Annotated in this window: 24 protein-coding genes; 19 read left to right on the top strand and 5 right to left on the bottom strand. The window is 71.4% G+C overall.

Annotation, left to right across the window (positions count from 1 at the left end):
* Window positions 1–114: 114 nt before the first annotated feature.
* Entirely contained in the window at window positions 115–1641 is a 1527-nt protein-coding gene (locus Ato02nite_RS22425; RefSeq protein WP_213008548.1) for an alpha/beta hydrolase, read from the bottom strand.
* The gene (locus Ato02nite_RS22430; RefSeq protein WP_213008549.1) at window positions 1638–1925 is read right to left on the bottom strand and encodes a type VII secretion target; all 288 of its coding nucleotides are present in this window, start codon (window positions 1923–1925) and stop codon (window positions 1638–1640) included. The genes Ato02nite_RS22425 and Ato02nite_RS22430 overlap by 4 nt, the downstream gene beginning before the upstream one ends.
* 204 nt (window positions 1926–2129) lie before the next feature.
* On the opposite strand from Ato02nite_RS22430, the gene Ato02nite_RS22435 reads away from it, so the two are divergent.
* The 13 genes from Ato02nite_RS22435 (at window position 2130) to Ato02nite_RS51785 (ending at window position 14268) form a co-directional block, all read left to right on the top strand.
* Window positions 2130–2498: a holo-ACP synthase gene (locus Ato02nite_RS22435; protein WP_203803012.1), complete on the top strand. Its 369-nt coding sequence runs from the start codon at window positions 2130–2132 to the stop codon at window positions 2496–2498.
* A gap of 73 nt (window positions 2499–2571) precedes the next feature.
* Window positions 2572–4038 carry an NAD(P)H-hydrate dehydratase gene (locus Ato02nite_RS22440; protein ID WP_213008550.1) on the top strand — a complete coding sequence of 489 codons (1467 nt, stop codon included), beginning with the start codon at window positions 2572–2574 and terminating at the stop codon, window positions 4036–4038.
* A 111-nt stretch (window positions 4039–4149) separates the two neighbouring features.
* The gene (alr, locus tag Ato02nite_RS22445; RefSeq protein ID WP_213008551.1) at window positions 4150–5277 is read left to right on the top strand and encodes an alanine racemase; all 1128 of its coding nucleotides are present in this window, start codon (window positions 4150–4152) and stop codon (window positions 5275–5277) included.
* On the top strand, window positions 5274–6350 hold the full coding sequence (locus Ato02nite_RS22450) for an alpha/beta fold hydrolase (protein WP_213008552.1): 1077 nt from the start codon (window positions 5274–5276) through the stop codon (window positions 6348–6350). Before alr ends, Ato02nite_RS22450 begins: the two co-directional genes overlap by 4 nt.
* Complete coding sequence (gene tsaE, locus Ato02nite_RS22455; RefSeq protein WP_213008553.1) at window positions 6347–6805, top strand: tRNA (adenosine(37)-N6)-threonylcarbamoyltransferase complex ATPase subunit type 1 TsaE; 459 nt, start codon at window positions 6347–6349, stop codon at window positions 6803–6805. The genes Ato02nite_RS22450 and tsaE overlap by 4 nt, the downstream gene beginning before the upstream one ends.
* Window positions 6802–7476 (top strand): uracil-DNA glycosylase, encoded by a 675-nt coding sequence (gene ung / locus Ato02nite_RS22460; protein WP_213008554.1) that lies wholly within the window; start codon window positions 6802–6804, stop codon window positions 7474–7476. Before tsaE ends, ung begins: the two co-directional genes overlap by 4 nt.
* Before the next feature lie 9 nt (window positions 7477–7485).
* Window positions 7486–8142: a tRNA (adenosine(37)-N6)-threonylcarbamoyltransferase complex dimerization subunit type 1 TsaB gene (gene tsaB / locus Ato02nite_RS22465; protein WP_213008555.1), complete on the top strand. Its 657-nt coding sequence runs from the start codon at window positions 7486–7488 to the stop codon at window positions 8140–8142.
* Window positions 8142–8582, top strand: a complete 441-nt coding sequence (gene rimI / locus Ato02nite_RS22470) for a ribosomal protein S18-alanine N-acetyltransferase (protein WP_213008556.1) — start codon at window positions 8142–8144, stop codon at window positions 8580–8582. Before tsaB ends, rimI begins: the two co-directional genes overlap by 1 nt.
* Complete coding sequence (gene tsaD, locus Ato02nite_RS22475) at window positions 8575–9627, top strand: tRNA (adenosine(37)-N6)-threonylcarbamoyltransferase complex transferase subunit TsaD (protein WP_213008557.1); 1053 nt, start codon at window positions 8575–8577, stop codon at window positions 9625–9627. Before rimI ends, tsaD begins: the two co-directional genes overlap by 8 nt.
* A gap of 9 nt (window positions 9628–9636) precedes the next feature.
* Window positions 9637–9891, top strand: coding sequence for a hypothetical protein (locus tag Ato02nite_RS22480; RefSeq protein WP_213008558.1), 255 nt, complete (start codon window positions 9637–9639; stop codon window positions 9889–9891).
* A gap of 47 nt (window positions 9892–9938) precedes the next feature.
* The gene (locus Ato02nite_RS22485; protein ID WP_213008559.1) at window positions 9939–11630 is read left to right on the top strand and encodes an ABC transporter transmembrane domain-containing protein; all 1692 of its coding nucleotides are present in this window, start codon (window positions 9939–9941) and stop codon (window positions 11628–11630) included.
* Complete coding sequence (locus Ato02nite_RS22490) at window positions 11627–13522, top strand: ABC transporter ATP-binding protein (RefSeq protein WP_213008560.1); 1896 nt, start codon at window positions 11627–11629, stop codon at window positions 13520–13522. Before Ato02nite_RS22485 ends, Ato02nite_RS22490 begins: the two co-directional genes overlap by 4 nt.
* 431 nt (window positions 13523–13953) lie before the next feature.
* Complete coding sequence (locus Ato02nite_RS51785; protein WP_246607308.1) at window positions 13954–14268, top strand: hypothetical protein; 315 nt, start codon at window positions 13954–13956, stop codon at window positions 14266–14268.
* Window positions 14269–14328: 60 nt separating this feature from the next.
* On the opposite strand, the gene groL is transcribed toward Ato02nite_RS51785, so the two are convergent.
* Entirely contained in the window at window positions 14329–15981 is a 1653-nt protein-coding gene (groL, locus tag Ato02nite_RS22500) for a chaperonin GroEL (protein WP_213008562.1), read from the bottom strand.
* A 71-nt stretch (window positions 15982–16052) separates the two neighbouring features.
* Window positions 16053–16361, bottom strand: a complete 309-nt coding sequence (groES, locus tag Ato02nite_RS22505; RefSeq protein WP_023358324.1) for a co-chaperone GroES — start codon at window positions 16359–16361, stop codon at window positions 16053–16055.
* Between the two features lie 213 nt (window positions 16362–16574).
* Here groES and Ato02nite_RS22510 point away from each other — a divergent pair, with 213 nt between their 5' ends.
* The 6 genes from Ato02nite_RS22510 (at window position 16575) to Ato02nite_RS22535 (ending at window position 23232) form a co-directional block, all read left to right on the top strand.
* Entirely contained in the window at window positions 16575–17744 is a 1170-nt protein-coding gene (locus tag Ato02nite_RS22510; RefSeq protein WP_213008563.1) for a class I SAM-dependent methyltransferase, read from the top strand.
* Window positions 17745–17828: 84 nt separating this feature from the next.
* Window positions 17829–18314: a Cys-tRNA(Pro) deacylase gene (gene ybaK, locus Ato02nite_RS22515; RefSeq protein ID WP_213008564.1), complete on the top strand. Its 486-nt coding sequence runs from the start codon at window positions 17829–17831 to the stop codon at window positions 18312–18314.
* Window positions 18315–18691: 377 nt separating this feature from the next.
* Window positions 18692–19798 (top strand): sugar ABC transporter substrate-binding protein, encoded by a 1107-nt coding sequence (locus Ato02nite_RS22520; RefSeq protein WP_213008565.1) that lies wholly within the window; start codon window positions 18692–18694, stop codon window positions 19796–19798.
* 158 nt (window positions 19799–19956) lie between these two features.
* The gene (locus tag Ato02nite_RS22525; RefSeq protein ID WP_213008566.1) at window positions 19957–20772 is read left to right on the top strand and encodes an ATP-binding cassette domain-containing protein; all 816 of its coding nucleotides are present in this window, start codon (window positions 19957–19959) and stop codon (window positions 20770–20772) included.
* Window positions 20769–22022, top strand: a complete 1254-nt coding sequence (locus Ato02nite_RS22530; RefSeq protein ID WP_213008567.1) for a sugar ABC transporter permease — start codon at window positions 20769–20771, stop codon at window positions 22020–22022. The genes Ato02nite_RS22525 and Ato02nite_RS22530 overlap by 4 nt, the downstream gene beginning before the upstream one ends.
* A 31-nt stretch (window positions 22023–22053) precedes the next feature.
* Complete coding sequence (locus Ato02nite_RS22535; RefSeq protein WP_213008568.1) at window positions 22054–23232, top strand: ROK family transcriptional regulator; 1179 nt, start codon at window positions 22054–22056, stop codon at window positions 23230–23232.
* A gap of 71 nt (window positions 23233–23303) precedes the next feature.
* Here Ato02nite_RS22535 and Ato02nite_RS22540 read toward each other — a convergent pair whose 3' ends face one another.
* Complete coding sequence (locus tag Ato02nite_RS22540; protein ID WP_213008569.1) at window positions 23304–26351, bottom strand: S8 family serine peptidase; 3048 nt, start codon at window positions 26349–26351, stop codon at window positions 23304–23306.
* Between the last annotated feature and the right edge of the window lie 71 nt (window positions 26352–26422).

Genomic DNA, 26422 nt, shown 5'->3' on the forward strand with positions numbered 1-26422 from the left:
GTCCGCCCATCCGGGCCCGGGTGGGCCCGGCCCGCCTGCCGGGTGGTCCTCGGCCCTTCTGCGCCGGTTTCGTGGGGGTTCGCTTGGCGACGCCCAAGGCGGGTCTCGGTGGGCTCATCGGGCGGTGCCCAGCGTGATCGACGCGAGCGCGTCCAGGGACGGGCTTCCGTGGTCCCAATAGCCCAGGTGGCCGCCGTCGGCGCTGCTCGCGAACGTGCGGGCGCCGAACGACGGGTCGCTCGGGTTGTGGCCGAACCACAGGTCCTGGTGAGGGCGGCCGAAGGCCAAGGCCGGGCCGACAATCGGGACGGCGCCGGCCAGCTCGAGCCTTCGCAGCAGGGAGCCGGGGGCCGGCGCCGCGTACTGGATGACGTCGCTGTGTGCGGTCGACGACCAGACATGGCCGGCGGGGACCGCCAGGTCACGGGCCGCATCGACGCCCACGCCGGGGGAGCCGACGAACACCACGTCGTCGGCGGCGAGGCCGGCCGTCGTGGCCGCCTTGCCCACGACCACCGAGCCGTAGCTGTGCCCGACCAGGGTCTGCCGGGCCGGCGATCCGTCCTCGGTCGCCCGCAGGCCCTCCAGGAATCGGCGCAACGCCGGAGCACCGGCCTCCGCCCGGCGGGCGCTTGCGGCCTCGTCGACGAAATCGGGCGCGTCGTAGTCGAGCCACAGCACCGCGCTGGTCTGCGTGGCGGGGGACAGCTCGGTGGCACGCTCGGCCACCCGGGCCGCCCGGGACAGTTCGCCGCCGAATGACGCCAGGCCGGCGGTCATCCCGGGCACGTGGGTGACCACGCTGTCGGCCCGGTCGGGGTCGCCGAGCGCCACCACGGCGCGGCCCTCCTCGCGCTCGTCGAACCGCAACAGATAGGCCCGCGGGCCGTCGCCGTCGGCCAGCCGGTCGGCGAGGGCGTCGAGCCCATATCGGATCTCGCGCAGCCGGCCTCGCTCGGCGCCGGTGGCCGTGCCGGCCGCTCGCTCCACCTCGGTCCGCCGTTCCTCCAGCAACAGGCGGTTGGCGGCGTCTCGGTCGGCGGCCGGGATGCCGTCCAGCGGGCCGAGCCAGGACGGCTCGGTGGCCAGCAGCCACTGCCGTTCGGCCGCGGTCAAACCGGCCCACCACCGGCTCACCTCGGCCGGCGACGCCGCGCAGGAGGGCCGGGCCGGTGGTGGCGCGGCGGGCTGCTGGGCTGCGGCTCGCAGGCGGTCCAGCCGCTCGGCCGCGCGGTCGTCGGCGCGCGCTGCCACGTCGATGGCGGCCGACACCTCGGTCGCGGCGGTGGGATCACCGGGCGGATCGACGACGCCTTCGTGGTCGATGGTCACGCCGTGGCGACCGGCCCGGGCCAGTAACTCCCGGGCCCGTTCCATGGCCGCCGCGAACTCGCTCGCCGCCTGGTCGGCCTGCCAGCAGAGCACGCGGAACAGCACGAGGCGACGGCGCAGCGCGGCCACTCGGGCCAGCGCGGCCGAAGCCGCGGTCCCGGACCACACGGCAGCGGTGCGGGACATCTTGACGGTGAGGTCGGCGGCCAGCCGGCCGGCCATGGCGGCCCAGCGCCGCCAGGACAGGGCTATGGCTCGCCACCGGCTCGGATCGGTCACCCGCAGCCGCGCATAGACCACGGCGGTCATCGGAACGACCGGAGGCGGGTGGTGGCGCGGGCGTCGGCCAATTCGTACGCCTCGGCGGCGGTCGTCATACGCCGGGCGGTCTCGTCGATGTCGGCGCCGAGCAGGGCGAGCTGCCGGCGGGCCGCCTCGGCGGCCAGGGCTGCGGCGTCGGCCGTCCGCCAGCGCGGGGTCTGCTGGGACGGGGGCATCTCCGACATCCCGGCGGTCACCTCGGCCGCCGTGCCGGCCAGGGCGGAGGCGGCGCGGCGCAGCTCTTCGGTGTCGACCTCGAGATCGGGATTCATCGGCAACCTCCATGCGGCAACGGGGAGGCTCGTGCGCACCAGCCCCGGGGGATGCGCCGACGTTAGGCGCCGGGGATCGGCGCCGGGTGCGGCTGTGGACGGCGGTGGAGGCGGGTGCGGCCGGGTTGTCCACAGCCCCTTGCGCACCGCCTGGGCGTGCGTTACGCCGCAGCGTCGACCATCGGCTACCGATAGGGTTGGGCCGTGATCGTGGCTGTCGGTATCGATGTTGTCCTGGTGGATCGCTTCGCCCGGGCCCTCGACCGGACTCCGTTGCTCGCGGATCGGCTCTTCACCGAGGGCGAGCGGCTGACCGGCTCCGGCAATCCGCGCTCGGCCGAGTCCCTCGCCGCGCGGTTCGCGGCGAAGGAGGCGGTGGCGAAAGCGCTCGGCGCCCCGGCCGGGATGCGCTGGCACGACTGCGAGATCGTCTCCGATCCGGACGGCCGCCCGTGGTTGACCGTTTCCGGTACGGTCGCCGCCGCCGCGACGGAGCGGGGAGTCACCCGGTGGCACCTCTCGCTCTCGCACGACGGCGGGATCGCCTCGGCGATGGTGGTCGCGGAGTCCTGAGCAGCAGGGACGCGAAACTGTCGTACCCGGGGCCTAAAACCTTTGGCATCACACCGAGGGCAATGGAGGGCTGATGCGACAGGCATGGCGGGTCGCGGATGTGCGCGCGGCCGAGAAGACGTTGATGGCCTCGCTGCCGGAGGGCACGCTGATGCAGCGGGCCGCGACCGGTCTGGCCCGGCGCTGCGCGCTGCTGCTCGAGGAGGGTGGCGGCGTCTACGGCGCGCGCGTTCTGCTGCTGGTGGGCAGCGGTGACAACGGTGGCGACACGCTCTATGCCGGTGCGGCGCTGGCCCGGCGCGGTGCCCAGGTGCGCGCGCTGCTGCTGCGGCCCGACCGGGTCCATCTGGCGGCGCTCGGCGCGCTGCGGGCGGCCGGCGGTTTCACCGTACGTGAGCTCCCGTCCCGGGCCGACCTGGTGCTCGACGGCATCGTGGGCATCGGCGCGAGCGGCGGCCTGCGCTCGCCTGCCATCGAGCTGGTCGCCCGGCTGGGTGACCTGCGTGACCGGGCCGGCGGGCGGCCGGTGGTGGTCGCGGTGGACGTGCCGAGCGGCGTCGCGGTGGACACCGGCGATGTGCCGGGCGAGGCGGTCACGGCCGATGTCACGGTCACCTTCGGCTGCCTCAAACCGGCCCACGTCCTCGGTGCGGCGGCGGTGCGGTGCGGCCAGGTGGAGCTGGTCGACATCGGTCTCGGTCCGGTGCTGCGCGCCGACCCGGCGGTCCGGGTGCCGGACGCCGCCGACATAGCCGAGTGGTGGCCGCGGACCGGGCCGGCCTCCGACAAGTACACCCGCGGAGTCGTGGGCATCGCGACCGGCTCGGCGAAATACCCCGGGGCCGCGCTGCTGTCGGTGAGCGGCGCGCTGGCCGGGCCGACCGGCATGGTGCGCTACGCCGGCAGCGCGCACGAGGAGGTGGTCCGGGCACACCCGTCGGTGGTGGCGGTGCCCCGGCCGGGTGATGCGGGCCGGGTGCAGGCGTGGTTGTGCGGGTCCGGGCTGGGCACCGACGACGAGTCGCGCCGCACCCTGCGCATCGTGCTGGCCTCGTCCTTGCCGGTGGTCCTCGACGCCGACGCGCTGACCCTGCTGGTCGACGGTTCACACGCCGAGGACCTGCGGCGGGATGCGCCACTGGTGATCACGCCGCACGACGGGGAGTTCAAGCGGCTGGCCGGTGAGGCGCCCGGTGCCGACCGGGTCGGCGCCGCCTGCAAGCTGGCCGCCTGGATCAACGCGGTGGTGCTGCTCAAGGGTGACCGAACGATCGTGGCGACCCCGGGCGGTGAGGTGTGGGTCAATCCGACCGGCAGTTCCGTGCTGGCCACGGCGGGCAGCGGTGACGTGCTCGCCGGGCTGCTCGGGTCGCTGCTGGCCGGCGGGCTGCCGGCCGAGCGGGCGGCGGTCGCGGCGGCCTATGTGCACGGCCTGGCCGGTCGGCGGGCGGCCACGGCCGGCCCGGTGACCGCGCCGGATATGGCGGCGGCGCTACGCCCGGTCCTCGCCGACCTGCTCGCGACGAGCGGAGCGACCTGAGCGGGCTGGGCGCGGCGAGCGGGCTGGGCGCGGCGAGCAGGCTGAGCGCGGCGAGCAGGGCCGCGAGCAGCCGTAACAGAGTTGGTCTTAGCGAAAAGTAGGCTGGGAATCATGTGGCAGGCCGAAGTTCGGATCGATCTGGACGCCATCCGGGACAACGTGGCGCTGATGCGCGCCGGCACCAGCGCCGAGGTGATGGCGGTGGTGAAGGGCGACGGGTATGGGCACGGCATGCTGCCGTCCGCCCGGGCGGCGCTGGCCGGCGGGGCGACCTGGCTCGGCGTGGCGACCCTCGACGAGGGGCTGGCCCTGCGCCGAGCCGGTCTCGATGTGCCGGTGCTGGCCTGGCTGCATTCCCCGGGCCTGGCGCTGCACGAGGGTGTCGAGGCCGGCATCGACCTCAGTGCGAGCAGCCTCCAACTGGTCGAGGAACTGGTGACGGCGGCTCGCCGCGCGGAGCGCACCGCGCGCGTACACCTGAAGTTGGACACCGGCCTGGCGCGCGCCGGAGCGACCCCGGCCGAATGGCCGGCCGTGCTGGAGGCCGCGGCGAAGGCGCAGGCCGACGGCGACATCGAGGTGGTCGGGGTGTGGAGCCACTTCGTGTACGCGGATGTGCTCGGACACGAGACGACCGATCGGCAGCTGGCCGAGTTCGCCGACGGGCTGGCGGTGGCCGAGCGGTTCGGTATCACCCCGCGCTATCGGCACATCGCCAACTCGGCGGCCACCCTGACCAGGCCGGACGCTCACTACGACCTGGTCCGCCCGGGCATCGCGGTGTACGGGCTGTCGCCGATCGAGGGGGAGAAGTTCGGGCTGCGGCCGGCCATGACCGCGCGGGCCCGGGTGGCGCAGACCAAACGGGTCCCGGCCGGGCAGGGCGTCTCCTACGGGCATACCTATTTCACCGAGCGGGAGACGACGCTCGCGCTGGTGCCGCTCGGCTACGCCGATGGGGTGCCGCGGGCCGGGTCGAACGCCGGGCCGGTGCAGTTGGCGGGCAAGCGCCGCACGGTGGCGGGCCGGGTCTGCATGGACCAGATCGTGCTCGACGTCGGCGACGACCAGGTGTCGGCGGGCGACGTGGCGACGCTGTTCGGGCCCGGGGACGACGGCGGGCCGACCGCGGACGACTGGGCCGAGGTGGTCGGCACGATCAACTACGAGATCGTCACCCGGTTCGGGAGCGCCCGGGTGCCGAGGGTCTACGACGGTACGGCCGGGGTGCCGGCGTGAGCCCGCGGGTGCCGCGGCGGCGAGCCAAGCAGGTCGGCATCGCCGGGGCCGCGGTCGGTGTGGTCGCGGCCGGGCTGGCCACCGCGTTCGCGGTCGAGCGGGCACTGGTGCGCCGATCGGTCAATGCGCCCGGCGATCCGTACGCCGAGGAGACCTTCGCCGACCTGCCGTTCGACGTTGAGCTCACGGTCACCGCGGCCGACGGCACCGATCTGCACGTCGAGATCGTCGAGGCGAAACGGGACACCGGCAAGCCGACCGTCGTCTTCGTGCACGGCTTCGCGCTGGACATGGGCACGTTCTACTTCCAGCGCAAGCTGTTCACCGAGCGCGGCGACCACCGGCTGGTCTTCTACGACCAGCCCGGGCACGGACGGTCCGGCAAGCTCGAATCCGGCAACTACGACATCGCCGGCCTCGGCAAGTCGCTGGCCGCGGTGCTCGACGCGACCGTGCCGGACGGGCACATCATCCTGGTCGGGCACTCGATGGGCGGCATGACGATCATGGCGTTCGCCGAGCAGTATTCGCAGTGGTTCGGCGATCGGGTCACCGGCGTGGCGCTGATCTCCACCTCAGCCCGGGTGATCGACCGGGCCAAGCTGGCGGTGCCGTCGCTGGTGGCCCGGGCCAGCGCGCCGTTCTTTCCGATCTGGGGCAGGGCCGCGCGCCTCGGCGGTGGGGCGATCGACCGGGCCCGGCTGGTCTCCAGCGATCTGGCCTGGCTGCTGACCCGGCGGTACGGCTTCGGCGACGCGAAGCCGAGCCCGTCGTTGGTCTCCTTCGTGGAGGGGATGAACTCCAAGACCTCGGTCGAGACGCTCACCAAATACCTGAACACGCTCTACCAGCACAACCGCTTCCCGGCGCTGGCCGCGCTGCGAGGCGTGCCGGTGCTGGTCATCGTCGGCGACAAGGACTACCTGACCCCGGTCGCGCAATCCGAGGAGATCGTGGAGTACCTTCCCGACGCCAAGCTGGTGAAGGTGGACAACAGCGGGCACGTGGTGATGCTGGAGCGGGCCGACGAGGTCAACGCCGCACTGGTGCCGTTCGTGGAGAAGATCTCGTGAAGCTGACCACCGTCGAGGACACCAAGGCCTTCGGCCGCCGGCTCGCCGGCATCCTGCGCGCGGGTGACCTGGTGCTGCTCACCGGGCCGCTCGGCGCCGGCAAGACCGCGCTGGTGCAGGGCATCGGCGCCGGCCTCGAGGTGGTGGGCGCGATCACCTCGCCGACCTTCGTGATCGCCCGGGTGCACCGGGGGCGCACACCGCTCGTGCACGCCGACGCCTATCGTCTCGGTGACAAGCCGGACCCCCGCGCCGAGATCGACGACCTCGATCTGGACGCCTCGGCCGACGACGCGGTCACGGTCGTCGAGTGGGGCGACGGACTGGTCGAGCAGCTCAACGACGAATACCTGCAGGTCCGCATCGACCGGCTGGACGACGACATCCGGGTGGTGGAACTGGTGCCGCACGGCGGTGACTGGGCCGCCCGCCTCCACGAATTGGGGAATCAGTGAACCTGCCCGAGCTTCTACCGGCCCAGTGGCGTGCCGAGCTGGAGCCCTTCCTCGACGCCGATGCGACCGCCGCGCTGGGTGCGTTCGTGGCGAGCGAGTACGCGTCGCACACCGTCTACCCGCCGATCGAGGACCTGTTCGCGGCGTACCGGCTGTGCCCGCCGGAGCAGACCCGGGTGCTGATCCTCGGTCAGGACCCGTACCACGGGCCGGGCCAGGCGCACGGGCTCAGCTTCAGCGTGCGCGAGGGGGTGCGCATCCCGCCGTCGCTGCGCAACATCTTCAAGGAGCTGGCCGAGGACGCCAACGTCGCACCGCCCACCTCGGGTGATCTCACGGGCTGGGCCAGGCAGGGGGTGCTGCTGCTCAACGCGGTGCTCACGGTCCGGGCCGGCGCGGCCGCGTCGCATGCCGGCAAGGGCTGGGAGGCGTTCACCGACGCCACCATCCGGGCGCTGAACGCCCGCGACGAGCGGGTGGTGTTCCTGCTCTGGGGTGGCTACGCGAAGAAGAAGGCCGTGCTGGTCACCAACCCGGCGCACGTCGTGCTGGAGGCCGGGCATCCGAGCCCGCTCAACCGGGAGGGCTTCCGCGGCGCCCGCCCGTTCAGCGCAGCCAACAAGGCCCTGGCCGACGGCGGTCGCCCGCTGGTCGACTGGGACCCGCGTTAGGGTCGGCACGTGCTCGTTCTAGCTCTCGACACCGCGACGCCCGCGTCCACGGCCGCGCTGGTGGAGGTCACCGCCGACGGCCTGTCCGGCATCGCCGAGCGGCGCACCGTCGACCCGCGGGCGCACGGCGAGAAGTTGGCGCCCGAGATCGCGGCGGCGCTGGCCGAGGCCGGGGTGCGCCCGGCCGATCTGGGCGCGATCGTCGCGGGCCTCGGGCCGGGCCCGTTCACCGGGCTGCGGGTCGGCCTGGCGACGGCCGCGAGCATGGCGCACGCGCTCGGCATCCCGACCTACGGGGTGTGCTCGCTGGACGGGCTGGGCCGGGCGGCCGGGCCGGGGCGGGTGCTGGTCGCCACCGACGCGCGCCGCCGCGAGGTCTACTACGCGACCTATCTGGACGGTGTGCGGGTGGACGGTCCCGAGGTGGCGAAACCAGCCGAGGTGACCGGCGAGTTCGACCGGGTGGCGGGCGAGGGCGGCCTGAAATACGGGGACCTGTTCGGCGTACCGGTGGAAGAGCATTTGTTGTACCCGCCGGGCGCGGCCCTCGTCGCTCTCGCGGCCGAGCGGATTCGCGAGGCCGCGCCGAGCGAGCCGCTCACGCCGCTCTACCTGCGGCGTCCCGACGCGGTCGAACCGACCGGCCGAAAGACCGTGCTGACCTGATGCACATCGAACGATTTCGCTGGTGGCACATCGCCGAGGTGCTAGGCATCGAGGAAGATCTGTTCGGCGCGGAGAAGTGGTCGCCGGCGATGTTCTGGAACGAGCTGGCCCAGCGCGAGCGCAACTCCTACATCGTCGCGCTCGACGACGGGGTGCTGCTCGGCTACGCCGGTCTCGCCGTGAGCGACGGCGAGGCCTGGGTGCAGAACATCGCGGTGCGCCGCACCGCCCAGCGCCGCGGCATCGGCCGGGAAATGCTGGAGAAGCTGCTCGGCGAGGCCGAGCGGCGCGGTATCAAACAGACGTTGCTGGAGGTCGCGGTCGATAACGCGCCGGCCCAGCAGCTGTACGCGACCTACGGTTTCGAGCCGGTCGGGATCCGGCGCGGTTACTACCAACCCAGCAACACGGACGCCCTGGTGATGATGCGCGATGCCTGACGAACCCCTGGTCCTCGGGATCGAGACCTCCTGCGACGAGACCGGTGTCGGCATCGTCCGCGGGCACACGCTGCTCGCCGACGCGCTGGCGTCCAGTGTGGAGCAGCATGCGCGGTTCGGCGGGGTGGTGCCCGAGGTGGCCAGTCGCGCTCACCTCGAGGCGATCGTGCCGACCATGCAGCGTGCGTTCGACGACGCGGGTGTCACGCTCGCCGACATCGACGCCATCGCGGTGACCAGCGGGCCGGGCCTGGCGGGTGCGTTGCTGGTGGGGGTGGCCGCGGCCAAGGGGTACGCGCTGGCCGCCGAGAAACCGCTGTACGGCGTCAACCACCTCGCCGCGCACGTGGCCGTCGACACCCTGGAACACGGCCCGCTGCCCGAACCGGCGATCGCGATGCTGGTGTCCGGCGGCCATTCGTCGCTGCTGCTGGTCGACGACCTGGCCAACGGGGTGACCCCGCTCGGCGCCACCATCGACGACGCCGCCGGTGAGGCCTTCGACAAGGTGGCCCGGCTGCTCGGGCTGGGTTTCCCGGGCGGGCCGGTGATCGACCGGCGGGCGCGTGCGGGCGACCCGGCCGCGATCGCCTTCCCGCGTGGCCTGACCGCTTCGAAGGACCAGGCCGCACACCGCTTCGACTTCTCCTTCTCCGGTCTGAAGACCGCGGTCGCCCGCTGGGTGGAGGCTCGTGAGCGGGACGGCGAACCGGTGCCGGTGGCCGACGTCTCGGCGAGTTTCCAGGAGGCGGTCTGCGACGTGCTCACCGCCAAGGCCATCGATGCCTGCCGGGCCAACGGGGTGGAGACCTTGGTGATCGGGGGCGGCGTCGCCGCCAACTCGCGGCTGCGGGTGCTGGCCGAACAAAGAGCGGAAAAACACGGCATTCGGGTACGCGTTCCGCGTCCCGCACTGTGCACGGACAACGGTGCGATGGTCGCGGCGCTCGGCTCCCGGCTGGTCGCGGCGGGTGTGGCGCCGAGTCGTCTCGATCTGCCAGCGGATTCCGCAATGTCATTGACCACGGTCAGCGTGACGGAGTAGGCAGTGGACATGATCGCACGGATGTGGGAGGTGCGGGCCCACGCGAGTGGCTTCGATGAGCTGCTGACCTGGGTCTGTGATGTGGCGGTGCCTCGGTTGGAGGTGCTGCCGCAACACGTGTCGAGCGATGTCTACTCGTCGACCGACCACCGCATCGTGGTGATCACCAAGTGGCGGAACAGCCCGGAGAACCTGCCGGCACCGCCCGCGAAGCTGGTGGCTCGCGCCCCGCACGTCTGGGATTTCAGCCCGGTCGATCGCTGAGAAATCGCGTCGCGAACTGTCGTACCCGGCCCGTAACGTCGGGCCCGATGAGACAGCTACCCGACGCCGAACCCGGCACACCCGACGGCCGATCCGCCACCCACTACCTGGTCTGGCTGGTCCGGCGGTTCCGGAGCACCGTGTTCCCGGCGATCGGGCTGGCGATCCTCTGGATGCTCTGCCAGGCCGTGGTGCCGGCCATCGTCGGCAAGGCGATCGACGCCGCCGTCCGGCACGACGGTGACGGCCTTTTCACCTGGTCGATGGTGCTGCTCGCGGTGGGCGCCGGCCAGGCCTATTTCGGCGTCGCCCGGCACCGTTTCGCGGTGGTCAACTTCCTGGGCGCCATGTTCGTCACCGTTCAGGTCACCGTGCGGCAGGCCGGCCGGCTCGGTTCGGCGCTGTCCCGGCGGATCGACACCGGCGAGGTGGTCGCGATCGGCACGGCCGACATCCGGGCGGTCGGCGCGGCCCTCGACATCACCGCCCGGGGCACCGGCTCGCTGATCGCGGTGGTCGTCGTCACGGTCATCCTGCTCACCACCTCGGTGCCGCTCGGGCTGGTCGTGCTGGTCGGCGTGCCGGTCCTGATGGCCGTGGTCGGCCTGCTGATCAAGCCGTTGCACCACCGGCAGCAGTTGACCCGTGAGCAGCAGGGCCGGCTCACGGCCCGGGCCGCCGACCTGGTCGGCGGTCTGCGGGTGCTGCGCGGCGTGGGCGGTGAGGCGGTGACGGCCGAGCGTTATCGTGCCGAGTCGCAGGCGCTGCGGTCGGCGGGCGTCCGCACCGCCGGGGTGGAGTCGCTGCTCGAGGCGGCTCAGGTGCTGCTGCCCGGGATCTTCCTGGTGCTGGTCACCTGGCTGGGTGCGCGCTTCGCGCTGGGCGGGCACATCACGGTCGGTCAGCTGGTCTCCTTCTATGCGTACGCTGCGTTCCTCGTCGCGCCGCTGCGGCAGCTGACCGAGGCGCTCGACAAGCTCACCCGCGGGCACGTGGCGAGCCGGCGGGTGGTGGGGCTGCTGGACGCGGTCACCGACCTGCCCGACCCCTCGTCGCCCCGGCCGGCCGATCAACTCGCCGGTGACCTGGCCGACCCGCAGTCGGGGGTGGTCGTCCGGTGCGGCGAGATCACCGCGATCGTGGCGGCCGAGCCCGCCGACGCGGCCCGGATCGCCGACCGCCTCGGCCGCTACGCCGAGGGTGGTGTCTCCGCGGGCGTGCCGCTCGACGAGTTCGCGCTGGCTACCGTCCGCCGGCGGGTCCTGGTGGCGGACAACGACGCCCGGCTGTTCACCGGGCCGTTGCGCGCCGACCTCGACCCGGGCGGCAGCGGCCGGCTTCCGGCTGCGCTGCACGCGGCGGCCGCGACCGACATCGTCGAGGCCCTGCCCGACGGGCTCGACAGCGAGGTGGCCGAGCGCGGGCGCACCTTCTCCGGCGGCCAGCAACAGCGGTTGCGCCTGGTGCGGGCGCTGGTCGCCGACCCGCCTGCGCTGATCCTGGTCGAGCCGACCAGCGCGGTCGACGCGCACACCGAGGCCCGCATCGCCGACCGGCTGGCCACCACGAGACCCGGGCGCACCACCGTGATCTGCACGTCCAGTCCGCTCGTGCTCGACCGCACCGACCGGGTCTGCTACGTCGAGGCCGGCCGGGTGGTCGCCGACGGCAGCCATCATGATCTGCTCGCCACCGAGCCGCGCTATGCCCGCACGGTGCTGCGCGAGGACCAGTCTTGAGCGCGTTGCTGCCGGTCGCGAGCACGGCCGAGGTGCGGCGCTACGCGCGCGATCTCTTCCGGCGCCACCCGCGGGCGCTCGGCGTCACCGTCGGGCTGCACGCGCTCGCGGCCGTCGCCGGGCTGGTCGGGCCGCGACTGCTCGGCGAGCTCGTCGAGTCCATTCAGCATGGTCGGGGTGTCAGCACGGTTGATCGGCTGGCCGCGCTCATCGCCGGCTTCGTGGTGCTGCAGGCGGTGCTGATCCGCTTCGCCTATCTCGCGTCGGCGCGGCTGGGCGAGCGGGTGCTGGCCGGTCTGCGCGAGGAGTTCGTCGAACGGGTGCTGGCGCTGCCGCTGTCCACCGTGGAGCGCGCCGGAAGCGGAGACCTGCTCACCCGGACGACGAGGGACGTCGACGCGCTGTCCCGCTGCGTCCGGCTCGCGGTGCCGGAGACCATGATCGCGATGATCGTCGGGATCCTGGTGGTGGCCGCCATGTTCGCGGTCACCCCGGTGCTGGCGCTGCCGCTGTTGGTCGCGGTGCCGATCCTGGTGCCCGGCACCCGGTGGTATCTGAAACGCGCCCCCGAGGCGTACCTGAAACAGAACGCCACCTACTCGACCGTCACCGACGGACTGGCCGAGACGGTCGAGGGCGCCCGCACCGTCGACGCGCTCCGCCGCCAGCGGCAACGCACCGAACGCACCGACACCGACCTGCACCGCAGCTATCTGGCCGAGCGAGCCACCCTGTTCCTGCGCACGGTCTGGTTCCCGATCGTCGAGCTCAGCTGGGTGCTGCCGGTGGTGGCGACGCTGCTGGTGGGCGGCGCGCTCTACCTGCGCGGCACGGTCACCCTGGGGCAGCTCACCGCCGCGGTGGTTTACGCCCAGATGCTGGTCGACCCGGTCGACCGGCTGCTGAGCTGGCTCGACGAGTTGCAGGTCGGCGCGGCCTCGCTGGCCCGGCTGCTCGGGGTCGCCGAGGGCGAGGCGGAGCCGCGGGCCGGGGCGGTGCCGGTTCCGGCCGGCACCGGGATCGAGGTGCGCGGACTGCGTTTCGCGTACGTCGCGGGGCGTGAGGTCCTGCACGGCATCGACCTCACCCTGACGCCGGGGGAGCGGCTCGCCATCGTCGGGCCGTCCGGGGCCGGGAAATCGACGCTCGGCCGGCTGCTGGCCGGCGTGCACCAGCCGACCGCCGGGACGATCACGGTCGGCGGGGTGTCGCTCGACGACCTGCCGCTCGACCGGCTGCGCGCCGAGGTGGCCCTGGTCAGCCAGGAACACCACGTGTTCATCGGCACGGTCCGGGACAACGTCGCGATGGTGCGGCCCGGTGCCGGCGAGCACGAGGTGCGGACGGCGCTGGCCGCCGTGAACGCCCTCGACTGGGCGCTCACCCTGCCGGCGGGGTTGGACACCGAGGTCGGTGCCGGCGGGCATTCGCTCTCGTCGGCGCAGGCGCAGCAGATCGCGCTGGCCCGCCTCGTGCTGGCCGACCCGCACACGCTGGTGCTCGACGAGGCGACCTCGCTGCTCGACCCGCGGGCGGCCCGCGACCTGGAGCGGTCGCTCGCGGCGGTGCTGCACGGCCGCACCGTGGTGGCGATCGCCCATCGGTTGTTCTCGGCCCACGACGCCGACCGCGTCGCCGTCGTCGAGGACGGCCGCATCACCGAACTGGGCTCGCACGACGACCTGGTCGCCGCGAACGGCTCCTATGCCGCGCTGTGGCGCTCCTGGCACGGCGAGCGCACCCCGGCCGAGCGCATCCCGGCCGGCGGCGACGGCGAGCGCACCACGGCCGGCGGCGACGCCGAGCGCACCCCGGCCGGCGGCGACGCCCAGCGGATCACGGCCGGCGGCAACGCCGAGCCCGCGATCGCCGGGGCTGATCGGGCCGATTGACCCGTCCGGGGGAGGGGCGGCCGGGCCTAGACTGCGCCGGTGGGGCGGCGTGAGCAGTACCGCGATGAACTGGCCGGGCTCGAGGCGGGTCGGTGGCCGGCGTACCTCGTGGAGAATTCGGGGCTGCCGGGGCCGCGGGCCAACATCGAGTTGGCGCAGGCGGTCGCTGATGCCGGCGACGCGGCGATCTTTGCCGGGCTGATCGCCGGGGGCGAGGAATACCTCGTGTTCTGCGGTGTCATCGGGCTTGGGCGGGTGCTGGCGGAGAAGCCGGACGGCCGGATCGAGGCACGGCTTCGTGAGCGTGCCCGCGATCCGCGCTGGCGGATTCGCGAGGCGGTCGCGATGGCCCTGCAGCGGCTCGGCGACGCCGACCGAGCCCGTTTGCGCGTCCTGGTCGCGGCCTGGGCCGAGGGTGATGACCCGCTGGTGTGCGGGCGGCCGTCGCTGCGATCTGCGAGCCGAGGCTGCTGGACGCACCCGAGACGGTGGTCGCCGCCCTCGATGCCTGCGCCGCCGCGACCGACTGGCTGGCGGGTGCGCCGGCGGAGCGGCGGCGGGCCGACGACGTGCGCGCGCTGCGAAAGGCGCTGGGCTATTGCTGGAGTGTGGCGGTCGCCGCCGATCCGGCGGTGGGCCTGCCTCGCTTCCGCGAGCTGTCCGGCCGTGCCGATGGCGACGTCGCCTGGATCGTGCGGGAGAACGGCAAGAAGGCGCGTCTGGCCAAGCTGCTCCCGGCCGGGTGAGGCCGCCGGCTAGAAAGCAGAAAGGCGCGCCCGAAGGCGCGCCTTCCCCGTGAAACCAGATCAGAAGCCGGGGCCGTGCTGGTGGCCGTGGCCACCGTGGCTGTGCCCGTGGCCGCCGCCCGCGGCGACGGGCTGCGGCTCGGCCGGCTTGTCGACCACGAGGCTTTCCGTGGTCAGCAGCAGACCGGCGATCGACACGGCGTTGGAGACCGCGTTGCGGGTCACCTTGACCGGGTCGATGATGCCGGCCGCGGCCAGGTCGACGTACTCGTCCGTGGCGGCGTTGAGGCCGTGGCCCCAACCCAGCTCGGCGACCTTGCCCACCACGACGTAACCGTCGTGGCCGGCGTTCTGCGCGATCCAGCGCAGCGGCTCGAGGAGTGCCTTGCGGACGATCGAGACGCCGATCGCTTCCTCGCCGGTGAGGCCGAGGCCGCCTTCGAGGTCCTTGGCCACCTGGGCGAGGGCGACGCCGCCGCCGGGGACGGTGCCTTCCTCGACGGCCGCCTTGGTCGCCGCGATGGCGTCCTCGATGCGGTGCTTGCGCTCTTTCATCTCGACCTCGGTGACGGCACCGACCTTGATGACCGCGATGCCGCCGGAGAGCTTGGCCAGCCGCTCCGAAAGCTTTTCCCGGTCCCAGTCGGAGTCGGACGCCTCGATCTCCTTGCGGATCTGCGCGACCCGGTCGGCGACCTCGGCGGACTTGCCGCCGCCGTCGACGATCGTGGTGTTCTCCTTGTCGACCACGACGCGCCGGGCGGTGCCCAGCATGTCGAGGGTGACCTGGTCGAGCTTGTAGCCGAGCTCGGGCGCGATCAGCTCGCCGCCGGTGGCGATCGCCAGGTCCTGCAGCATCGCCTTGCGCCGGTCGCCGAAGCCGGGAGCCTTCACCGCGGCGACCTTGACGGTCTTGCGGATCGCGTTGACCACGAGGGTGGACAGGGCCTGGCCCTCGACGTCCTCCGCGATGATCAGCAGCGGCTTGCTGGTCTGCAGGACCTTCTCCAGCAGCGGGAGGAGTTCCTCGATGCTGGCGATCTTCTGCGTGGTGATCAGGAGGTACGCGTCTTCGAGGACGGCCTCCTGCGACTCGGCGTCGGTCACGAAGTTCGGCGAGATGAAGCCCTTGTCGAACTGCAGACCCTCGGTGACCTCGAGCTCGGTCAGCATGGCCGAGCCCTCCTCGACGGTGATGACACCGTCGCGGCCGACCCGGTCCATCGCCTCGGCGATCAGTTCGCCGATGGTGGCGTCCTGGGCCGAGATGGTGGCGACGTTCGCGATCGCCTTGTGGTCGTCGACCTCGACGGCCTTGGCCAGCAGAGCCTTGGAGACGAAATCGGCGGCCTTGTCCATGCCGCGCTTGAGACCGAGCGGGTTGGCGCCGGCGGTCACGTTGCGCAGGCCCTCGCGGACCAGCGCCTGCGCGAGCACGGTCGCCGTGGTGGTCCCGTCGCCGGCGACGTCGTTGGTCTTCGTCGCCACCTCCTTGACCAGCTGGGCGCCGAGGTTTTGGTACGGGTCGGAGAGCTCGATCTCCTTGGCGATGGTGACGCCGTCGTTGGTGATCGTGGGCGCGCCGAACTTCTTGTCCAGGACGACGTTGCGGCCGCGCGGGCCCAGAGTGACCTTGACCGTGTCGGCGAGCGTGTTGACGCCGTGCTCCAGCAGGTGCCGGGCGTCGTCAGAGAAGCTGAGAATCTTCGCCATCTTCAGTCCTTTCAAGCACCACCGCCCTGACCCCATACATCCGGGCCAGGGCGGTGCGCACTGTCAGTAGGTCACTTCTCGATGACCGCGAGGACGTCGCGGGCGGAGAGCACCAGGTACTCCTCGCCGGCGTACTTGACCTCGGTGCCGCCGTACTTCGAGTAGAGAACCGTGTCGCCGACCTGGACGTCGATCGGGACGCGGTTGCCCTTGTCGTCGATGCGGCCGGGGCCGACAGCGAGGACGGTGCCCTCCTGCGGCTTCTCCTTGGCGGTGTCGGGGATCACGATGCCCGACGCAGTGGTTGTCTCAGCCTCGTTCGCCTGGACCACGATGCGGTCCTCGAGCGGCTTGATCGCAACCTTGGTCGCGGTAGTCACGGGCATACCCTCCTGGGTAATTTTGACGCTGGATGCCTCATGCCACCGGGCGGGGCCGTCGTCGCGGGTGCCGGTCCGCCTGGTGCCTAACCGCTCGCCCGACGGGCGCGCGATTGGCACCCTCATGTTGAGAGTGCTAACCGCGAGGTTATGCCGGAACTAGCACTCCGTCAACCAGAGTGCCAGTCTCGTCATGCCGGGGAGAATGCCTGCGTGACTCCCGAGCAGCTGGACCGACTCCGTACCCCCGAAGGGGTGAATGCGCTGGCCGTGGCCGCGGCAGTGGATCAAGGAGAACCGCTGGCCGCGGCCTCCGCGATGCGGGCCCGCGGCATTGCCGCGGACCTCGCGGCTGCCGCACTCACCCAGGTCGATCTGCGCCGCCGGGCGGCCGGGAAGTTCGGCGCGGCCGCCGAGCGCATGTTCTTCACCCGGGCCGGCCTGGAACAGGCGACGCGAGCGGTCGTCGCGGACCGGCGGGCGGCGCGCCTCGCGGCCGCCGGGGTCAAGACCCTGGCCGATCTGGGCTGCGGGCTGGGCTCCGACGCGCTGGCGGCGGCCCGCGCCGGCATCTTTGTGTACGCGGTGGAAGCCGACCCGACCACGGCGGCGATGGTCGCGGCCAACGTGGCGGCGCTCGACCTGACCGACCGGATCAGGGTGGAGTGCGCGGACGCCACGACCGTACGGGTGGAGGACTTCGACGCCGTCTTCGCCGACCCGGCCCGCCGGAAGGCCGGCCGGGGCCGGGTGTTCGATCCGAAGTCGTACTCCCCGCCGTGGGATTTCGTGGCCGCGCTGGCCACCCGGGTCCCGCCCACGGTTCTCAAGCTGGCCCCCGGTATCGATCACGCCCTGCTCCCGCCGGGCGCCGAGGGCGAGTGGGTCAGTGTCGGCGGCGATCTGGTCGAGGCCGCCTTCTGGTGCGGCCCGCTGGCGTCGGCACCCCGCCGGGCCACGCTCCTGCCCGGCGGCGAGCTGACCGGGACCGGGGTCCAGCGGGCCCCGGTCGGACCGGTCGGCCGGTTCGTCTACGACCCGGATCCGGCCGTGGTCCGCTCGCACCTGGTGGCCGAGTTCGCCGCCACGATCGACGGCCGCCTGGGTGACCCGGACATCGCCTACGTCTACGCCGACTCCGCCGCCGATACCCCCTACGGTCGCCGGCTCGAGATCACCGATGTCCTCTCGTTCTCCCTGAAACGGCTGCGTGCGCTGCTCCGCGAGCGGGGTATCGGCCGCCTGGAGATCCGCAAGCGCGGATCCGCCCTGGAGCCCGATCAGTTACGGAAGGACCTCCGGCTGTCCGGAACCGGTTCCGCCTCGCTTATCCTCACCCGGGTCGCCGGTGCGCCGACGGTTCTGCTGTGCCGCCCGGTCTAGGTGCGGCTTGAGGCAAATTCGTACGTATAAAAGGGCAAAAAATCACACAGGCCGGTAGGCCCTTCCCGGGAGTACCTTTCGATCATGGCCAAGAAGCCCGCGGCCCGCACCCCGGCCACCGCAGTGCTCGCCGACCAGCAGGTCGAGCACACGCTGCACCCCTACGACGTGTCGCCGGACGCGCCGAATTACGGGGCGCTGGTGGCGCAGGCGCTGGGGATCGACGCCGCCCGGGTCTTCAAGACGCTGATCGCCGAGGTCGACGGTGGGCTGGTGGTCGCGGTCGTGCCGGTGACCGGCGAGGTCGATCTCAAGGCCCTCGCCGCCGCGGCCGGCGGGAAACGGGCCGCGATGGCCGATCGGGCCGCGGCCGAGCGCAGCAGCGGTTACGTCCGAGGCGGGATAAGTCCGCTCGGACAACGAAAGAGACTGCCCACCGTGGTGGACTCGTCGGCGCTCGCGCTTGACCGGATGTTCATCTCGGCCGGCCGCCGAGGATTACAGGTGGCGCTCGCGCCGGCCGAGCTGATTCGGCTGACCGATGCGGTTACCGCTGCTATTCGGACATAAAGCCCGATATTTCTAGCCGGGCCCCCGCCGTTACGACAACGTTACGGGCCTGCCGGATCTTTCTCCCGAGAACGGGAGAGATCGGGCAGGGCGGCGACTTAGCGTAACTGTGTGATCCACCTGAAGCTACCGGCCCAGACCGGCCTGCGGCTGCCGGAAGGGCCGAAATCCCTGTATCACCGCCGTGTTGCCGGATTGTTATGCCGGGTTACGAGATCCCCAGGGCGCACCGCTTGTGCGACAGGCCGCAACGGGAATACGTTGCCGGGCACAACAAACTAGCTCCTGATCACTTGGCGTCTCGGGGAGCGACACTCCCGACAGCGCAGAACATCGAATCCTATCGAACGCCCGGTTTACCCGAAAGGACACAAGGAATGCGTAAGGGACTGTTCGCCCTCGCCGCCGTCGGCCTCCTGGCCACCGGCAGCATTGCTGCCTGTGGTGACGACAGCAGCAGCGACTCCGGCAGCACCGGCAGCGACAGCTCGGCCAAGGGCAAGGTTGGCGTCATCCTTCCCGACACCAAGAGCTCGCAGCGCTGGGGCACCGACGACCCCAAGTTCCTGAAGGCGGCGTTCGACGCGGCCGGTATTCAGGTCGACATCCAGAACGCCCAGGGTGACAAGACCCAGTTCCAGACCATCGCCGACGGCATGATCTCGAGCGGCGTCAAGGTCCTCATGATCGTCAACCTGGACTCCGGCACCGGTAAGGCCGTGCTGGACAAGGCCAAGGCCGCCGGTATCGCGACGATCGACTACGACCGCCTCACCCTCAACGGTGGTGCCGACTACTACGTGTCGTTCGACAACGTGAAGGTCGGCGAGCTGCAGGGCCAGGGTCTGGTCGACTGCCTCACCGCGAACAAGGCCGTCAAGCCGGTCGTCGCCGAGCTCAACGGCTCCCCGACCGACAACAACGCGACCCTGTTCGCCCAGGGTTACAACTCGGTTCTGGACCCGAAGTACGCCGACGGCACCTTCGTCAAGGGCCCGAACCAGGACGTCCCGGACTGGGACAACGCGCAGGCCGGCACCATCTTCGAGCAGATGCTGACCTCGAACAAGAACATCAAGGGTGTTCTCGCGGCGAACGACGGCCTCGGTAACGCGGCCATCTCGATCCTGAAGAAGAACAAGCTCAACGGCCAGGTCCCGGTCACCGGCCAGGACGCGACCGTTCAGGGTCTGCAGAACATTCTCGCCGGCGACCAGTGCATGACGGTCTACAAGGCGATCAAGAAGGAGGCGGACGCCGCCTCCGAGCTGGCGATCGCGATCGCGAGTGGCAAGAAGCCGACCACGGCGACCGGCACCACCACCGACCCGGAGTCGAAGAAGGAGGTCCCGTCCGTTCTGCTGGTCCCGCAGGCGATCACGAAGGAGAACGTCAAGGACGTCATCGCCGACGGCTTCGTGACCAAGGACGCGATCTGCACCGCTGACTTCGCCAAGGCTTGCACGGCCGCAGGCATCAGCTGACCCAGCGTTGTTGACGGGCTAGTCCCGAACGGCTGACTACGGCGCCGCTCACTCCCCCCGGGGCGTGGGCGGCGCCGGAGTTGGGTCACCCCCCCACCCGATCGCCAGTGGCGGAGCCACGACGACGAACCTCGGTCACCAAGCGAAGGAGAACCACCGTGGCCGCCACACCCCTCCTGGAAATCAGCGGGATAGATAAGAGTTTCGGTCCCGTTCAGGTCCTGCATGACGTCAGCTTGAGCGTCTACCCCGGCGAAGTCACCGCCCTCGTCGGCGACAACGGCGCCGGCAAGTCGACGCTGGTCAAGTGCATCAGTGGCATCTACACCATCGACTCGGGCACGGTCACGTTCGATGGCAACCAGGTGGCGATCCACAGCCCGCGTGACGCTTCCGCGCTGGGCATCGAGGTCGTCTACCAGGACCTCGCACTCTGCGACAACCTGGACATCGTCCAGAACATGTTCCTCGGCCGGGAGAAGAAGCGCGGCATCGTGCTCGACGAGCCGACCATGGAGCAGATGGCCGGCGACACGCTCGCGAGCCTCTCGGTACGCACCGTGAAGTCGCTCCGGCAGCTCGTCGCCAGCCTCTCCGGTGGCCAGCGGCAGACCGTGGCGATCGCCAAGGCGGTGCTGTGGAACTCGCGCGTGGTGATCCTCGACGAGCCGACCGCCGCCCTCGGTGTCGCGCAGACCGCCCAGGTGCTGGAGCTGGTGCGCCGCCTCGCCGACCAGGGCCTCGGCGTGGTGCTGATCTCGCACAACATGAACGACGTCTTCGCGGTGTCGGACCGGATCGCCGCGCTCTACCTCGGCCGGATGGCCGCCCAGGTCAAGACCACCGACGTGACCCACTCCCAGATCGTGGAGCTGATCACCGCCGGCCGTAGCGGCAACATCGGCCTGCCGCCCGAGAAGCCCTCCGACTTCGGCGGGGAAATCGTCGACATCACGCCCGGAGGCGACAAGTGACCACCACGACCACCACCGCCGGCGGCGTCAAGGTCGTCAAGCCGACCGTCGCCAGCCACATCAACGATTACTGGGGCCGGGTCCGCGGCGGTGACCTCGGGTCGCTGCCCGCCGTCCTGGGCCTGATCGTGCTGTGCCTGATCTTCGGCGTCGCCCGGGACACGTTCTTCGGCGCGCTCAACTTCGCGAACCTGTTCTCGCAGGGCGCGCAGTACATCTTCATCGCGATGGGCCTGGTCTTCGTCCTGCTGCTGGGCGAGATCGACCTGTCCGCCGGTTTCGCCTCCGGTGTGTGTGGCGCGATCATGGCGATCCTGCTGACGAACCACGGCTGGGACTGGTACACCGCCCTGCCCGCGGCCATGCTCACCGGCATCGTGATCGGCTTCGTGCTCGGTTTCCTGGTGGCGAAGTTCGGCATTCCATCGTTCGTCGTAACTTTGGCGGCGTTCCTCGCGTTCCAGGGCATCCTGCTGAAGCTGCTCGGCGGCGGCAAGAACATCTCGATCACCGACAGCTTCGTGCTCAAGCTGGCCAACAGCAACCTGTCGGTCGCCCTGAGCTGGGCCTTCGCGATCATCGCGGTGGTCGCCTTCGCCCTGGTGCAGCTGAACACCGTGCGCACCCGCGCCGCCCGCGGCCTGGTCACCGACCCGATGGGCATCGTGCTCATGCGGATCGGCGCCCTCGCGATCATCATCCTGGTGGCGACCGCGATCCTGACCCAGGAACGCAGCATCAACCCGGTGATCAACTCGGTGAAGGGCGTGCCGATCGTCGCCCCGATCATCGCGTTCTTCCTGATCGTCTGGACCTTCGTGCTCGGCAAGACCACCTACGGCCGGCACCTGTACGCGGTCGGTGGCAACACCGAGGCGGCCCGTCGCGCCGGTATCCCGGTCGACCGGATCCGCATCTCGGTCTTCGTGATCGGCTCGTTCATGGCCTCGATCGGCGGCATCCTCGCCGTCAGCCGGGCCAACTCGGTCGACCCGAACACCGGTGGTAGCAACATCCTGCTGTACTCGGTCGGCGCGGCTGTCATCGGCGGTACCAGCCTCTTCGGCGGCAAGGGCAAGGCCATCAACGCCGTCGTCGGTGGTGCGGTGATCACGGTCATCGACAACGGCATGGGCCTGATGGGCTACACGGCGGGCACCAAGTACATCGTCACCGGTCTGATCCTGCTGATCGCGGCGAGCGTCGACGCCTTGGCCCGGCGCAGGGCGGCATCAACCGGAAACCGATGAGAAGGATCCTGGGAACGGGGGCGGCGCGCTGATGCGGGCCGGCCCCAGCCAGGAGGAGGTTCGCCGGCACAACCTCGGGACCCTGCTGCGGTACGTGCATGTACACGGCGCGACCTCCCGGGCGGAACTCACGAGCCGGCTCGGCCTCAATCGAAGCACCATCGGGGCCCTGACCGCCGAGCTGACCACCGCAGGGCTGGTCAGCGAGGCGGCACCACGTGAGACCGGCCGGGCCGGGCGACCTTCGCTGGTCGTCCGGCCCGAGTCGTCCATGGTCTACGCGTACGCGCTGAGCATCGAGGTGGACCGGCTGCGTGCGGCCCGGGTCGGCCTCGGCGGCCGCATCCTGGACCGCCGGGAGACCGACCGGCCGCGGGGCATGCAGGTGCTCGACGCGGTCCAGCCGCTCACCGAGTTCGTCCACGAGATGCGCCGCGAGGTGCCGGACGGCGCCCGCTACATCGGCACCGGCGTCGCGGTGGCCGGCATGGTGCGTCGCGACGACGGCATGGTCCGGCTGGCGCCGACGATCGGCTGGGTGGAGGAGCCGGTGGGTGCGGCGCTGCGCGCCGAACTCGGCGACGGCCAGCTGACCGTGGGCAATCACGCCGACGTGTCCGCGCTGGTCGAGCACGCCCGCGGGGCCGCGGCCGGCTGCGACAACGTCATCTACCTGTACGGCGACGCCGGCGTCGGTGCCGGCATCATCGCCGACGGCCGCCGGGTCTCCGGCCACGGCGGGTACGGCGGGGAGGTCGGCCACATGGTCGTCAACCCGTACGGCCGGGAGTGCAGTTGCGGCTCACGCGGTTGCTGGGAGACTGAGATCGGCGAGTACGCCCTGCTGAAGCACGCCGGCCGGGGCGACGACACGGGCCGCGAGGCGGTGCTGGGTGTGGTCGACGCGGCCATGCGCGGCGACAGCCAGGCCCAGTTCGCGGTGCGTCAGGTCGGCGAGTGGATCGGCTTCGGCGTCGGCAACCTGGTCAACATCTTCAACCCGGAGGCCGTCATCTTCGGCGGCACCCTGCGCGACGTCTACCTGGTGGCGGCGGCCCAGATCCGCAGCCGCCTGAACGCCATCGCCCTGCCGGCCTGCCGCGAACACATCCGCCTGCGCACCCCGGAGCTGGGTTACGACGCGGCCCTGATCGGCGCCGCCGAGCTGGCCTTCGAACACCTCCTCGACGACCCCCTCCTGCTTACCTGATCGGCACAGTCGGCACAGATGGTGCAACGGCCCCCTCCGCTTCGGAGGGGGCCGTCGCGATCAGTGGTGGATCAGTGCGTGCTGACCGGGATCAGCTGCGCCTCGTTGCGGCTGCGGTTGTCGTGGCTCACGATCATGAAGCCACGGGCCGGGCTCTTGGCGAACTCGGCCTTGTCCAGCTGGACCGTCTGGGTGACGGTCTTGTTCGGGGCCACCGTGGCGGTGACGCCGGTGGTGAGCGCCGGGGTGAACGCGTTGAAGGTTGCCTTGCCGGCGATCTCGTCGTCGTTGCCGTCGATGGTGCCGATGCTCTCCGCGTGGTAGGTCAGCCGCGGGCTGTCCGCGGACAGGCACGGTGACCCCTCGGCGCAGAGCTGGGAGACCAGCACCGGCAGCACCAGGGTGCTGCTGTCGTACGGCGCGTCGGCGAAGAACTCCAGCGTGCCGTCCCCGGTGCGCAGGTCGAACACCGCCGTGGCCAGCTGGCCGGTGAGGTCACCGGTGGTCAGCAGGCCGTAGTCCACGGCGACCACGTCGTAGTCGTCGGTGCCGTCGCCGTTGACGTCGACGTAGATGTCGAACTCGTTGCGGGCGGCGTTGGACAGGCGGTTGTGGGTGCTGATCGCGAACGCGAGCGCACCGTCGGCCGGCAGGCTCTGCGCACCGACGGCCCGCAGGTCGGCGGCGCCGGTCTCGGCGTCCCGGCCGTCGGACAGGCCCCAGGCGTAGAAGTCGGCGAGGCCGGACACCACGCCGTGCCGGTTGGTCACCGTCGCGGTGGCCGAGCCCGAGCGGCGCAGCTTGCCGGTGTCGACCTTGGTGTCGATCTGCGACACCGACTGCGGCACCAGGTAATACGGAACGCGCAGGGCGACGCCCTTGCCCACCGGCGTGAAGGTCACCAGGCCGGCGACGTCCTGGAACTGGGCGGAGTCGCCCGCGGTCGCGGCCGGCACCTGCACGGTGACGCCCACCGTGGTCTCGCTGCGGCCCGGCACGGTCACCCGCTTCTTCGACAGCCTCACCTGGTGCGCGCTGCCGGAGGGCAGGGTGGTCGAGACCGTGTAGGTCTGGGCCGACCGGCCCAGGTTCTTCAGCTTGACGACCTTCGTCTTGGCGTAGTTGCGGTCCAGCTCGGCGAAGCCGTAGTTGAGCGTCGCGGTGTTGGTGTCGCCGAGCGCCACGACCTGGGTGTCGACCGCGCCGGGCGCCTGGATCAGGCCGGCACCGTCGAGCCGGGTGCTGTAACCGGCGACCCCGCCCGGGTTGGCGGTGTTGACGATCGCCGCCTTCCAGTAGGCGACCTTGCGCCAGTCCGGGTGCGCCTGCTTGACCAGGGCGGCCTCACCGGCGGTGTGCGGAGCGGCCATCGACGTGCCGGACTCCACCACCGCACCGGTGCCGGTGCCCACGCCGACCGACGAGATGCTCACGCCGGGCGCGGTGACGTCCGGCTTGAGCCAGCTGTCCCCGGTGCGCGGGCCGCCGGACGAGAAGCTCGCCGTCGCCGTGTAGGTGGGGTTCTCCAGCTGGTTGTTGGTCAGCGTGGTGGTCTGGCCGTCCGCGGCGACGAGGGCCGCGGCGGACGAGGACGGCACGCCGAGGAACGGGATGGTGACGTTGGCCGGTTCGCCGGTGTCCGGGTTGCTGGTGATCGCACCCTCGTACGGCGGGTAGGTGTCGGCGTTGTTGACCATGAGCACCGCCGCGGCGCCGGCCGCCTGGCCGTAGATCGCCTTGGCGACCCGGCCGCAGGTGCCGCGGGCCACCACGGCGAGCTTGCCCTGGACCCCGGCCGCGGTGAAGTCGGCGACGGAGCAGCCGAGCGAGATGCCGCCCACGCCGTTGCCGACCACCTTGATCGGCAGCGAGGTGCCGTCGGCGAAGGTGGCGCCGTTGGCGTTGATCGCGTCGAGCCCGATCGACAGGTGCGCGCCCGGGAAGGACGGGGTCGGGTCGTTGGCGGCGACGCTGATCGTGCTGGTCGCGACGGACGGGCTGCCCACGATGTACGGAGCGGCGCCGGAGTTGCCGGCCGAGGCGACGACGATGACGCCGTCCTTGGCCGCGTTGTCGGCGGCGACCGACTCGGGGGCGTCGGCGGTGCCGAACGGCGACCCGAGCGACATGTTGATGACGTCGATGTCGTTGGCGACAGCCCAGTCGATCGCGTCCACCGTCATGTCGGTGGAGCCGTCACAGCCGAAGACGCGGATCGCGTACAGGTCGGCCTTGGGGGCGACGCCGGGGCCGACCGCCCAGGAGTTGGCGCTGACCGTGTTCTTGTCGTACGGACCCCGGTAGGTCTTGCCGTTGGCCAGGACGCCGAAGCCGCCGATCGTGCCGCCGACGTGCGAGCCGTGGCCGTTGCAGTCGAGCGGGTTCGAGTCGGGGTGCGGCACCGGCTGGTAACTGGCGCTGGCCGGGTCGGCGTTGTAGCTGTCGCCGACCAGGTCGATGCCGCCCTTGACCTTCGGGGCCTTCGGCCCGAACAGGGCCGGGTCGGCCGCCGCGGTCTCCTGGGCGTGCGCCGATTCGTAGGCGGCCGTCGTGCCGGGACCGCCGAAGTCGGCGTGCGTGTAGTCGATGCCGGTGTCGATGACGGCGACCTTGACGCCTTCACCGCGGTACTTGTCCGGCGTGTTCCAGACCGTGGGTGCGCCGATCATCGGCACGCCCTTGGTGTTGTCCGGCTTCACCGTCTGCACCGCGTGCACGGCGACCACGCCGGGCGTCGCGGCCAGCGTGTCCAGCTCGCCCGCGTTGACCCGCACCTTGATGCCGTTGTAGGCGTGCTGGTAGCTGCCCAGCACGGTGCCGCCGAGCTGGCGGGCCTTCTTCTCGACCGGAGCCTGGTCCTGCCGGATCCTGTCGCGTCGCTGCCGCTTCTGCGTGGCGGACAGCGGCGTGGCGGCCGCGGCGTCGGCCGCCGCCACCGGTGCGTCGCTGAGCTGCACCATCACGGTCACCGGCGTCTTGCGCAGACCCGCGGGCACCCCGGTGATCTTCGAACCGGCCGGGACGGGCTGGAAGTTCTGCCGCAGGCTCGGGGCGGCGGACGCGGCGGACGACGCCGACACCACACCCATCGCGGCGGTCAGAATTCCAATTCCGGCCATTACCGTGAAACGTTTGCTAAGTCTTTTATCGCCCATTCGGGCCGCCTTCCTAGCGCCGCGCGCGAATGCCC

The sequence above is a fragment of the Paractinoplanes toevensis genome, from assembly GCF_018332695.1.
Classification (GTDB): domain Bacteria; phylum Actinomycetota; class Actinomycetes; order Mycobacteriales; family Micromonosporaceae; genus Actinoplanes; species Actinoplanes toevensis.